This is a genomic window from Lactobacillus sp. UMNPBX6 (assembly GCF_002553975.1).
In the GTDB taxonomy this organism is placed as follows: Bacteria; Bacillota; Bacilli; order Lactobacillales; family Lactobacillaceae; genus Lactobacillus; species Lactobacillus gallinarum.
The window spans coordinates 17891-30699 of sequence record NZ_PCZD01000020.1; the positions used below are offsets into that span (position 1 = coordinate 17891).

Below are 12809 nucleotides of genomic sequence, written 5' to 3' on the forward strand. Positions count from 1 at the left end.
TCATCCTTTCTCATAATAAAAAAGAGACTTACATGCTTGTAGCACATAAGTCTCACAAATTAAGGTAAATCCAGAAGTGATTACTTCGGCTGTTGGATTTACCGCAAGCAAATTGCCGTTACTCCCTTATGATCAAGTTCATTATAAGAAGGTTTTGAATCTTTAACAAGTTTTAGTGAATGATTATTTCTTGTAAAAATCATCAAAAACAGTAACTGGCAAATGACGCTTGTGTTCACTCTTCTTCCATAATTTTTCGATTTGATCAGCTGCTTTATCGCTAACTTCCTTGCCTTCAAGGTAGTCATCGATTTCCTTGTAAGTTACACCCAAAGCAACTTCATCTGGCAAATCTGGCTTTTCTTCTTCAAGGTCAGCTGTAGGAGCCTTTTCATAAAGATGAGCAGGGCAACCTAATTCCTTCAAAAGCATCTTGCCTTGGCGCTTGTCTAAGCGGAACAGTGGAGTTAAGTCAGCGGCACCATCACCAAATTTGGTGTAAAAACCACTAAAGTTTTCAGCAGCATGATCAGTACCAACTACGGCACCCTTGTTAGCACCAGCAATGGCATATTGCACAACCATTCTTTGACGAGCCTTGATATTACCCTTGTTAAAGTCAGTAATCTTTTGGCCACTAGCTTCAACTACTTTCACCATAGCATCTACTGGTTCCTTGATGTTAACAATTAAATCTTGATCAGGCTTTTGAAAAGCTACAGCATCTGCAGCATCACTAGCATCAGCTTGAACGCCGTATGGCAAACGTACAGCGATAAATTGGTAAGAATCATCACCAGTTTCTTCACGCATTTCTTCAACTGCCATTTGGCAAAGCTTACCAGTTAAAGTAGAATCTTGACCACCAGAAATGCCCAACACATATGACTTCAAAAATGGATTAGCCTTTAAATAATCCTTTAAAAAATCAATTGAACGTCTGATTTCTTTTTTAGGATCAATTTCAGGTAAAACATGTTCATAGGCAATAATTTCTTTTTGTAACTCTCTCATCGACCAATGCTTCTTTCTCTAATCTTACGACGAATATCTTGAATAAGATCCATCTTACTCTCATACAAGTTTTGTGATAAATCAACTGGATATTCTTGTGGGTTCAAGCTACGCTTGTATTCATCCCATAAGCCATCCAAATTATCAGCAACAAACTTTTTAATTCCATCAAGGCTAGGTTGATTGTAAACGAGCTTACCTTCCTTAAAGATGTCGTGTAAAAGCGGAATAGCAGTGTAATCAGTAACCACCTTGTTGATGTAAGTATATTGAGGGTGGAACATGAAGAGCGCATCAAACTTGCGTGGGTCTTCATTATCACGAGATACCCAGTCACCCTCGTTCTTCTTAGCAGTATTGGCACTGATTCGCCATACTTGCTTCTTGCCTGGAGTAGATACCTTGATAGCGTTAGAAGAAATCTTCAAGGTGTCACGCATTGCGTGCATTTCGTCTTCCATGGCAACTAACTTGTAAACTGCACCAAGGGCTGGTTGGTCATAAGCGGTAATGAACTTAGTACCGATACCCCAAACATCGATCTTGGCACCTTGCATCTTCAAGTTAGTGATGGTGTTTTCGTCCAAATCGTTTGAGGCAAAAATCTTAGCATTAGGATAACCGGCATCGTCCAATTCCTTACGAACTTGCTTAGAAATGTAGGCCATGTCGCCGGAGTCGATACGAACACCTAAGAAGTTGATCTTGTCGCCCATTTCGTTAGCAACCTTGATTGCGTTAGGCACACCACTTCTAACAGTGTCGTAAGTATCTACCAAGAAGACACAATCCTTGTGGGTTTCAGCGTATGCCTTGAAGGCTTCGTATTCACTGCCGAATGCTTCAACTAAAGCGTGAGCATGAGTACCGGTGATTGGAATACCGAATAATTTACCGGCACGAACGTTACTGGTTGAGTCAAAACCACCGATGTAAGCGGCACGTGCACCCCAGATAGCTGCGTCAGTTTCTTGGGCACGACGTGAACCGAATTCCATCAAACTATCATCTTTAACTGCCAATCTAATTCTTGCAGCCTTGGTAGCAAGCAAAGTTTGGAAGTTGATGATGTTCAAAATAGCAGTTTCAACTAATTGACATTGAGCAAGAGGACCTTCAACTTGTAAAATTGGTTCATTTGCAAATACCAATTCCCCTTCCTTCATTGAACGGATGGTGAGCTTGAGCTTTAAATTGCGCAAGTAATCAATAAAGTCATCATCATAGCCTTCCTGCTCTTTCAGATATTGCAGGTCGCTTTCTTTAAACTTTAAATTCTTTAAATAATCAATAATGTGTTCCAAACCAGCATAAACAGCATAACCGTTGCCGAATGGCTCAGTTCTATAAAAAGCTTCAAAAACAGCATTGCGATCGGCAATCCCTTTCTTGAAGTAGGTATACATCATATTAATTTCGTATAAATCAGTATGCAAAGCGAGTGAATCGTCTTTGTCTAATTCTGGGTAAAACATTGTTTCCCTTTCTGTAATTAAAATTTCATTTTTCATTATTATACAGCCAATACTATCACATTGCTATTTTTGAACTTGATTTTCTTAGACGTTTTTTGACAATGTGTCGTAAACTTTTTGAATTGTCTCTAATTGATTTCTTAAAGAAAAGTGTTCTTCCGCATAACGTTTCTCATTATTGGCAATTTGACGCAATTCTTTGTTTGACTTATCTACCGCTTCGCCAATTGCCTTTGCAATCGAATCAATATCACCGGTTTTAGCAATAAAGCCGTATTCTGGCCCAGGAATCATCTTGTGAATATCCCCAACATCTGTGGACAAAATTGGGATTAAATTATCTGTGGCTTCTAAAAGCACAAGTGGAAAACTCTCTGAATATGAAGTAAGAACTGCCAAATCAATTCGCTTATATAAGCCGCTAAGCTGATGATGAGTCATAAAACCGTGAAAGGTTACTTGCGGTGCCATGTCTAATTGTCTGGTCAAAGCCTTTAAAGCCTCAAGCTGACTACCATCTCCTGCAATATGCAAACGAATATGTTGGTCGTCCAGTTTTTTAACAGCTTTTAAAAGCAATTCTTGACCCTTAACCTTTTCAGTACGGGCAACATTAATAATATTGAAATAAGTATGCTCATATTTAGCGGGAATCTCACTATCGCTGTGGAAAAAGATACCATTATAAATTACATGTACCTTACTTTTATCCACTTGTACTTTATTAATGAGCAGCTGTGCAAAACGATTAGTGACTGCAAAAACACAATCAGCTTTTCTTAGCGCACGCAAATTAAGCTTGGTGAAAATTTTTCCTAAAATGCCACGCTCCTCAAAATCCAAGTAGGGATCTGAATGCACAGTAATGCACCAAGTTGCTTTGATTTTTTTATAAATTAGAGAAAGAAAAAGGTTGGCTCTAGCCCCATGCGTATGCACAATGTCATAATGTCCATTGTTAATAAATTGGGTTAACTTACGTAAACTAGCCAAATCATAACGACTATTAGCACCAAGCACATGGGTAGTAATCCCCTTTGCACGAGCCGCCTGAGCTACAGGACCTTCAGCTAAAGTCAATAATTCAAAATCTTTACCTTCATTTTTGGCTTCAGTTAATAAATTAACAATATGTGATAAACCGCCACCATTTTCAAGGCCGGCATTTACATGCAAAACCTTCATCAATTAATTATTTTCCTCTCTTCGATTGCTTAAAGCGTACAACAAATTTAGGCAATACCATCATTCGCTTAAAACGAGATGGATTAGTAATCAAACGATAGAACCATTCTAGATGCGTCTTTTGAAAAATTTCCGGTGCTCTTTTGACCATGCCAGAGAAAACGTCAAAACTGCCACCTACACCCATCATTAAGGCTGGAGTTTCATTTCTACGTAAAATAGCTAGCAGTTTTTCTTGCTTAGGAAAACCTAGCGCTGCGAAGACCATATCTGGTTGTGTTTTTTGAATTCTACGAGCCACTAAATCTAAGTCTCCCTTAAAGTAGCCATCTTCTGCGCCGACTAAGTTAATATTAGGGTATTCTTTAGCTACCTTAGCTTGCACAGCATGAATTACTGCCGGCTTAGCACCAATCAGGTAGACGCGACTGCCGCGGTCGTTAGCCACACTCATTAACCAAGTGAACAAGTCATAACCCGTCACTCTTTCAGGTAGTGGCTGCTTAATCATCTTAGCCGCCTTAACAATACCTATACCATCCGCAGTGATATAATCTGTATCATTTTTTAAAATTTTCATGAATTCTGGGTTTTCGTTAGCTGCCATTACGATTTCAGGATTAGCAGTTACTACAAAAGTAGATAAGTGATCATTCAGTCGACTAATAAATTCATTTTGAAATTGATTAAAAGTTTTATTATCAAAATTAACGCCTAAAATATTAACTTTATCCATTTCCACACACCTCACGCGTCTTTTCATCTAGTATCTATTTTACCATTGGAATAAGCAAGTACGCGTATGATATTCAAGTTTTATCTTTTCTTCAAACATGATAAGATTGTCTTGTTAAAAGGAGAAAAAATGAAAAAGGTAATTACTTATGGCACGTTTGACCTGCTTCACTATGGTCATGTTCGTCTGCTTAAAAGAGCTAAAGAATTAGGCGATTATTTAATTGTAGGACTTTCTACTGATGAATTTAATGAATTCAAAAAGCACAAGGAAGCTTACAATACTTATCCCGAACGCAAATATATTTTGGAAGCTATTCGCTACGTTGATGAGGTTATCCCTGAAAAAGATTGGGACCAAAAAATCGACGATATTAAAAAGTACAATGTCGATACTTTTGTAATGGGCAGCGATTGGAAAGGCAAGTTTGACTTCTTAAGGCCTTATTGTAAGGTTGTTTACTTGCCAAGAACACCAGGGATTTCAACCACTAAAATCAAAGAAGATCTAAAATAAAAAAAGCTCCAGTTTCACTCAAGTTTTTGAGTGAAATTGGAGTTTTTATTTTGTCCTTTTAATTCTACTTGGAAAAAGTAAATTCAAATCGTTCAGCCACGTAACGAGCACGTGTATATTCAAATGGTTGACCACTTGAAAGTTCAGTTACCTGTCGTCTAGTGATTAAAGGTTCGCCCTTCTTGGCCTTCAATAAACGCGCATCTTGTTCATTAGCAATAGCCGCAGAAATGTGTTCCGTTACTTTGCCAATTTCAAAACCGCTACGCTTTTCCAAGGTTTCATACAAATGGCTAGAAATATCTTCTTTAGAAAAGTCTTTAACCAAATAATATGGCACCGTAACTACTTCATAACAAATCGGAATATCATCTGCATAACGAATTCTTTCCATGCGCAATACATTTTCATCCTGCTTAAGAGCTAAGCGTTCCTTTTCAGATAAAGATGGATTCCCTACTTGATAGGAAATTAATTTACTTGAAGGTACTTGGCCATTAGCTTTGGTAATTTCAGTAAACGACATGATACCAGACATTTTTTCTTGCACTTTTTGACTGGCAACATAAGTCCCGCTACCTAGTCGGCGTTCAAGAATTCCTTCTTCTTCCAATGTTTTAATTGCTTGGCGCAAAGTCATCCGTGAAACGCCAAAGCGCACTGATAGCTGACGTTCTGCTGGAATTCGGTCCCCTACTTTATAAACGTGGTTTTCAATATCGCGTTTAATCTGGTTGTGGATCTTGATGTACATTGGTTCTTCCATAACTACACCCCCAAAGTTTAATACCAATTATTATTATATGCTAAATTGGTCTAGATTGCATTTCATACACTAAGTTAATTTTGCCTGATTATTTTTTCTTAGCGGTCCAGTGCATCCCTAAAATATAAACGTTTGGACGCTTATTATATTCCACATTCAATGTATCAGTTTGCGCAGCTAAGACGTTGGTCTTTAATTTAGCTTCGTCCTGCACTGCCAAATCCGCCTGGTTAGGATGAAGAATTAAATCATGGCCATTCAATTGAGCATGTCCACTTAAGGCTAAAAAATATTCATAATTCATATTTCCGATAAAGGTTACCCGCGTAGCCTCACAACTGCTCTTATCTTGAAAATCAGCATGCTCCATCACAATGGAATTATTCATTGTCACATTAGCCTCATCAACTACGATCATGCGATCAATAGTTGAATTTTGGATAATAGTATGCGTCTTTTTATCGATATAAATCCCACCGTTAAATTTGCTATTAACGATGTTGCTCCAACAATCATCACTTAGATAAAGGCATGAATCATCCTTAGCGGTAAGAGTACTATTAAGCATATTCATCCAAGTTTGGCCGTGCAATAACACATAATCGACCTCAGAGTTATTGAGATCTAATTCCGCATTTGTTTTCAAAAAGGTATTGATACTGCCGCGAATATTAGAATTATTAATAATTGCCGTTCCGTGCCCTTCAAGAGCTAGAGCACAATAATTTTCAGATGGATAATCAATTTGTGAATCATTCATCTCTAAACGAAAATCTGCATTTTCGTACATAGAAACAGATCCACCAGTTATCTTAGTTGAATAAAGTTCAAGAGTCACTTTACCATTAATGGCAATAGCTGCCGTATCTGTACCATACCCCTTAACACAACAGTTTCTTAAAGTAACGTAACCGTTAGTTTCTATTGGTACAAAAATACTATTATTATCTGTTGTCGTATTCACGCAGAGATTTTCTAATGTGACATAACGACTATCTTCCGAAACGCTGATGTTACCATAAATAGTTGTATCCTCAGCTAAACTACCAGTTCCTTTAATTGTAATATCGGTTAATTCTCGACCTCTAGGCAAATAATAATATCCGGGTCCCAACATCAATACATCATCGGCACGCAAATCATTTAATGCATCATGCCAACTAGTAGCGCTGCTAGAGCCGCCAACTCTAATTATTCTAGCCATAAATAATCCTTTCTAGTCAAAAGTCAGCCTCTATTTTACCTGTTTTTTCTTTTAAGGCGCAATTTTATATTTTACACCAAAAGAGCAAACGCTTTGAAGCATTTGCTCAATTACATCTTATTTAATTTTTACATTCCAATAATATGCGACATTACCGTAAGGTGACAATTGGAAACCAGTCACTTTCTTATTAAGTAGGTATGATACACCAGCTTGATAAAGCGGTGCCGCAAAAGCATCCTTCTTGATCAATTGATTTTCGGCATTGATCAAAGCTTGTAATCTCTTCTTTGGATTAGTAGCATAAGTGGTTTTAGCCATATCAATTTGATGCCAGAAATTATCATTATGATAATCTGGTTGCAGGTTAAATAAACCACCCACCGTCAAGAAATCAAGCGGATCTTCATAACTAGGCTGCCAAGTACCAAAGACAAAATCATAATTATGATTAGTGGTATTAGCTAACCGTGATTTAAGTGGAATCGATTTAACTGTTAAATTAAGACCTGGAAGATTCTTCATCAAATTACTTTGAATGAATTCACCAACACGCTTAGAATCATCAACGTCAGAGGTTAATAATTCTAGGTTAATCTTTTCCTTGCCCAATTCTTTTTTGCCTAAGTTCCATTCCTTACGAGCATTCTTAGGATTATAAGTTACTAAATCACCTGCATCTTGGCGGTAATCTTTACCAGTTGACTGATCAGTAATAAAGTCAGACGCTACAATACCATTAGCTGCTTTACCTTGATGCAAAATAGTTTTAACCAATTGCTGCTTATCGATCGCTTGACTAATAGCTCGACGAATATGAACATTGCCGGTTACTTTCTTTTTAATATTGAATGAAAGGTAACCATTTGTTGGCGTTATACGCGTATGAAAATTAGGATTCTTTTCATATTGCTTAACAAAATCCGAAGTTAAAGCCGCATAGTCAAGTTGACCACTTCTAAAGAGGTTCACTCCTGTCGATGGTGTTTGTACCACTTGAACGTTGACCTTATTTAAAGCAATATCTTTCTTATTCCAATAATTAGGATTCTTTTTATATACCCACTTTAAGTTGGAGCCAGTCCAACCGGTAACTGTAAATGGTCCATTATAAACTAAATTCTTACTGCTAGTTCCATACTTAGGGCCTAACTTTTTAACGAGTTTAGTATTTTGTGGATAAAATTGTGCACCCTCTAAAATTTCTGGTAAATATGGTATAGGATAAGCCAAAGTAATCTGTAATTTATATTTACCTAACGCCTTAATTCCTAAAGAGTTAACTGGTGCCTTACCTTGTGTAATTTTAGTACCATTTTTAATAATCGCATAGCTATCACTATCTAATGAAGAATTTTTTGGATCTACAGTCCTGCGCCAAGCAGTTACATAATCCGTTGCAGTTACTGGATCTCCATTAGACCATTTTGCATTCTTACGCAAATCAAACGTATAGACGCGTTGATCTTTAGAATGCTTAACACTAGTAGCTCCAGCTAAAATAGCTTTATTATTTTTATCAAATCGGTACAAACCTTCCATTGAATTCTGTAATACTTCTGAGCTAGTAGTATCACCATACTTACTTGAATCTAAAGTAGAAATTTCATTTGAGACGTAAGTATTCATTGTTTGAGTCTTAGCTTGAGATAATCCACTGTTAGAGGAACATGCAGCTAACACCAATCCCATTTCTATGACCATTAATCCGGAAAAAAATCGCTTAAATTTTTTAATTTCCATCTCCTCCTTTACTTACTTTTTGTATAATGCTAACATTTTATAAGTATACATTATGTTAGAAATATTTCAAACAGTTTTAACTAAAAACGCAAAAAAGAAAAAGCACCATATGGTGCTTTTTCTTTGGGTTGGGTGTTCTTTTAGAACTATTGGGTTAGCTGGATTCGAACCAGCGCATGATGGTACCAAAAACCATTGCCTTACCACTTGGCTATAACCCAATACCAGCTGAACTTTTTACTTGTCGTTCAACAATGGAGGAGGGTGGATTCGAACCGCCGAACTCAGAGAGAGCGGTTTTACAGACCGCCGCGTTTAGCCACTTCGCTACTCCTCCGTTAGCTGACTTAATTATAATAACTAATATCCAGGTAAAATGCAAGGGTATTTTCAATTTTTTTGCAAATAAATTAATCCTTTTGACGTAAAACCACATATTGCCGCAACTTAGGATATTCCAATAATAAATATGTATCATAAGTCCAACTAGAACTAACGTTGAGTACCCAAATGAACCAAGAACTCTTATTGGTGAACATGACAATACTGGAAATATCTCGTAAGATTTCAATAATCAGTTTTTCTGATAGTTCTGTTTTATCCATTTCTTCACCGTAGAACAATTCGACCAGAATACCAAGAATGAAGATAATAATCCAACCAACTAAGTAATGCCCACCTCTTTTAATTTTAACTTTAGGTAATCCTAGCTTATCTTTTTCATTACTAATCTTAACTTTAACATTGCGTGTTTGAAACAGTCCTATTGCAATACCAAACAAAATCAAGAACAACGTAACAAGCATAGTTAGAGGTGTAAAATTTTGACCTATGCCTAAAATCATCATAATCGCAGAATATAGCGGAATGATGATCAATGATAATCTGGTCGCTGTTTCATACTCAACCGTAGTTTTCAAAAAAGAATAAATCAAGATAATTAAAAATATCCATAAGCTCATAACTTTGCCTCTTATTACTTAATACATTTCTTTAATTGTACAGCAAAAAAGCCGATGCATTTTGCACCGACTTTTTCGTTTATTTAAATTCTACTTTTTAATAGAAGTTTACAGCCTTGATGTAACGCTTGTTGTTGTTTCTGCAACCTTCAATTCTGTAGTACTTCTTACCGTTCTTGAATCTGTATGAAGCACCGTAAGTAGTTACAGTTTGACCCTTGTACATCTTACCAGTACCTGGAGTACGACGGTATGATGACCAGTAAATGTAGGCATTGTGACGCAACTTACGTTGAGTACCAGTAATGTTAGTTACACGAACGTATTCGTCCTTGTTAGCTACCTTGTAGTAAGTCTTACCCTTGATAGTTACAATGTTTGGAACGATGTCAATGTTGGTGTAAGTATCGTACATGTGGCCTAAGTAGTTACCGTTCTTGTCGTAAGCTCTTGAAGCTACCATAACAACGTGAGATTCACCTTTTTCAGTAGCAGCTGGTTTTACAAGTGCTGAAGTCTTTACCCAAACATTGCTTGAGTTAGCATCATTCTTTGACTTAGTTGAAACTCTTGAATATGATACGCCTGCAGCAGTACGTGCTTGATCACCAACATAAACTTGTTCACCATCTTTAAAAGTGGTTGAACCTGGCAATGCGTTATCACCATAAATGTTATAAGTTGGAATAGTAGTTTGTCCTGCTTCTGCATGCAAAGTTTGAAGTGAACTTGGAGCTACTAATACAGTGTATGTAACATTTGTCTTCTTACCAGTTAAACCAGTAGCAGTTAAAGTTACATTGTAGTAACGTCCTGCTTCTGAAGTGTTAACTTGACTTGAAGTTGTAATTGAAGCATATGTGTTATTGTATTTGTTTTGAACAGCACTAATTGCAACGATATTGCCTTCACTATCAGTAAAGTTAGTTGGGTTAAAGTTTGAGTTAACTGCAACTTGGAATACACGACCATTTAAACCAGCAGTTTGGTTTTGACCATTCAAAGTCCAACTAAATACTGGTGCATCAGTTGCTTCCGTAGATGATGAACCTGAATTTGATACAACTACTGGGATTTGAATAGTAGCAGTTTGAGTACCTGAAGTACCATTTAAAGTTAAATTAAATGTACTTACATTTGAAGGAATAACAATAACTGTCTTCTTAACCTCGGTAGCCTTCTTACCTTTAGTAGCTTTTTGCTTTTCAGTTACTTCTTTAGTAGTAATTTGATTTTGTAATAAAGCATTCTTAACATCAGTGTCACTCAATTTAAGAGGGGTACTCTTAGAGTTAGTTTCATGGAAGCTAATTCCAAGATCATTTAACTTCTTTGTAACACTTGATAATTCTTCACCATTTGAAATACCAACAGTAGTACGAACTACATTAGCACTTGGATTGGCAGTAGTTGCTTCATCAATTACTTGATTATTAAAAGTAAAGTATGGACGATCAGTTGGAGCTTGTGTACTAGTGGTACCAGCATTGTTAGTAGTATTAGTAGTGGTAGTACCTAATGTAATGCTTGTAGCATTAACAGGCACAGTTGAAGCTACAACTGGAGCAACAGCCAACAAAGTAGCGGCAGCCACGCCTAACATTTTTCTATTCTTTTTCATAAATGTGGTCTCCTTTTTTGTATAAACATACATATAAGTAAGCAGTAATATTTCTTGTTTACTTGTGAATATATTATACCATCGCGCCTTATCGATTCAAAAGAATCGGCTTTTAGATGAGTACACAATATGAAGAAATCTGCCTTCATATTGCACATAATAGGGTAACTCACCACTATTAAGCTGTAGTTACCGCACTGTTACAAATTAAAATCAAAGCTTTACAATTTTGTGAACTTTTCCACAAAGTATTGACTTTTACCCACAATCAGTCTACGCATTTTACTTATCTTCAATAACAAGATCCTCTTCACGAACGAATTGCAACTTTTGAATGAAGATATATCTCATGACAAATCCTAACAAGATTGGCATCCCCGCAAATAACAACAAAATGAAGCCAATTGCCAGTGGTCCGCCACCCATCTATTGGTATGCTGCCATCGGTCCGATTAAACCTGCTGAACCAAAACCAGCAGAATTAGCCGTACCACTAATTTTAAAAATTGCACCAACTAATCCAGCAATTCCAGCGGATGCAATTACTGGTAAAAATAATCTTGGATTCTTCAACATATTAGCCATCTGAATCTTTGGCGTACCAATGAAGTGAGCAATTGTCGTCCCAAGACCATTCACCTTGCTACTCATAATAGCCAAAGTGAACGCACATGCAGTGATACCCAAGTTAGCACTACCAGAGGCGATTCCCTCAACTCCAATCGCCATAGCAATTCCTACTGAAGAAATTGGTGACACAATCAAGGCCGCAAACGCAATACCCATGAGCATCCCCATCACGAGTGGTTGGAAGTTAGTCAAAGTACCGATCGTCTGACCTACCGCACCAGTAATCATCTTTGTGTAAGGCAACATGAATTGACCTACGCTACCCGCGATCACTGCCACAATCAACGGCAACAAAAGCACAGTATAACTACCCAATTTTGGTGTCAAAAACTTCACTAAGAATGCCGCAAAGAAAATAGTCAGCGCAATGTTAATTACATCCCCAGAACCAGCCAAAATAATCTGACCATTTTTCACTTGAAATGCACCACTGGAAATCATCGCAGCCGCTGTAATTTAACCTGACTGAATTAAGTTGAACTTGAGCAAATATGACACGCACAATCCCGCAAAGACGGCTAACAAGCTACTCATCAATGTTGTCATTGTTAAAATATTTTGTACTCCGGGCCAAGTATGCACGACGCTCTTCATCAGTTCATTAACTAATGCACCTGGCACCAACGCGATCACTACACCAGTACTCACACCATTCAATATGTTCAAAAGGTTTTCTTTAAAATCTTTTCGCATATAAACTTCCCTCAATTCATTTTAATGAAAAAAGCTCCAGGGACTTACGTCTCTGGAGCTTCACTTGTACTTGAAAAATTAGTCGAGAACGCAGACTCTCTCTGCAATAATATTAAATTCTCATCCTAGTTTTTCCCCTGATAAATATTATACTGTACTTTTTATTTTTAATATAGTTAAGATTATTTTAAGGTTGGCTTTTGTTTTTTTAGAGTAGAGGGAGTTTAATTCTCGCCCCTCTCATTGCACCGGACGTACGGTTCC

General features: G+C 37.1%; 10 protein-coding genes, 2 tRNA genes and 1 pseudogene. 1 reads left to right on the top strand and 12 read right to left on the bottom strand.

Features of this window, described 5'->3' with window-relative positions; translation table 11 throughout:
• Positions 1-183 precede the first annotated feature (183 nt).
• From nadE to CP357_RS04785, 4 genes are all read right to left on the bottom strand, one after another.
• On the bottom strand, positions 184-1014 hold the full coding sequence (gene nadE, locus CP357_RS04770) for an ammonia-dependent NAD(+) synthetase (protein ID WP_098036675.1): 831 nt from the start codon (positions 1012-1014) through the stop codon (positions 184-186).
• Entirely contained in the window at positions 1011-2489 is a 1479-nt protein-coding gene (locus tag CP357_RS04775; protein ID WP_098036676.1) for a nicotinate phosphoribosyltransferase, read from the bottom strand. The genes nadE and CP357_RS04775 overlap by 4 nt, the downstream gene beginning before the upstream one ends.
• 84 nt (positions 2490-2573) lie before the next feature.
• Positions 2574-3674 carry a glycosyltransferase family 4 protein gene (locus CP357_RS04780; protein ID WP_098036677.1) on the bottom strand — a complete coding sequence of 367 codons (1101 nt, stop codon included), beginning with the start codon at positions 3672-3674 and terminating at the stop codon, positions 2574-2576.
• Between the two features lie 7 nt (positions 3675-3681).
• Positions 3682-4410 (bottom strand): WecB/TagA/CpsF family glycosyltransferase, encoded by a 729-nt coding sequence (locus CP357_RS04785; RefSeq protein ID WP_098036678.1) that lies wholly within the window; start codon positions 4408-4410, stop codon positions 3682-3684.
• A gap of 129 nt (positions 4411-4539) precedes the next feature.
• Here CP357_RS04785 and tagD point away from each other — a divergent pair, with 129 nt between their 5' ends.
• The gene (gene tagD / locus CP357_RS04790; protein ID WP_098036679.1) at positions 4540-4926 is read left to right on the top strand and encodes a glycerol-3-phosphate cytidylyltransferase; all 387 of its coding nucleotides are present in this window, start codon (positions 4540-4542) and stop codon (positions 4924-4926) included.
• A gap of 64 nt (positions 4927-4990) precedes the next feature.
• On the opposite strand, the gene CP357_RS04795 is transcribed toward tagD, so the two are convergent.
• The 8 genes and pseudogenes from CP357_RS04795 to CP357_RS04830 all read right to left on the bottom strand — a co-directional run bounded on the left by CP357_RS04795 (position 4991) and on the right by CP357_RS04830 (position 12545).
• On the bottom strand, positions 4991-5692 hold the full coding sequence (locus CP357_RS04795; RefSeq protein WP_098036680.1) for a GntR family transcriptional regulator: 702 nt from the start codon (positions 5690-5692) through the stop codon (positions 4991-4993).
• A gap of 88 nt (positions 5693-5780) precedes the next feature.
• A complete protein-coding gene (locus CP357_RS04800) occupies positions 5781-6896 on the bottom strand; it encodes a hypothetical protein (RefSeq protein ID WP_098036681.1) in 1116 nt (371 codons plus the stop codon).
• Positions 6897-7013: 117 nt separating this feature from the next.
• On the bottom strand, positions 7014-8600 hold the full coding sequence (locus CP357_RS04805) for a peptide ABC transporter substrate-binding protein (RefSeq protein ID WP_098036684.1): 1587 nt from the start codon (positions 8598-8600) through the stop codon (positions 7014-7016).
• Positions 8601-8788: 188 nt separating this feature from the next.
• Positions 8789-8860: transfer RNA gene (locus CP357_RS04810), tRNA-Gln, on the bottom strand.
• A 34-nt stretch (positions 8861-8894) separates the two neighbouring features.
• Positions 8895-8976, bottom strand: a tRNA-Tyr gene (locus CP357_RS04815).
• Between the two features lie 73 nt (positions 8977-9049).
• Positions 9050-9601 (bottom strand): hypothetical protein, encoded by a 552-nt coding sequence (locus tag CP357_RS04820; protein WP_098036682.1) that lies wholly within the window; start codon positions 9599-9601, stop codon positions 9050-9052.
• A gap of 97 nt (positions 9602-9698) precedes the next feature.
• Positions 9699-11222 carry an SLAP domain-containing protein gene (locus CP357_RS04825; protein WP_098036683.1) on the bottom strand — a complete coding sequence of 508 codons (1524 nt, stop codon included), beginning with the start codon at positions 11220-11222 and terminating at the stop codon, positions 9699-9701.
• Positions 11223-11504: 282 nt separating this feature from the next.
• Positions 11505-12545, bottom strand: a pseudogene (locus CP357_RS04830) (PTS transporter subunit IIC).
• Positions 12546-12809: the final 264 nt, after the last annotated feature.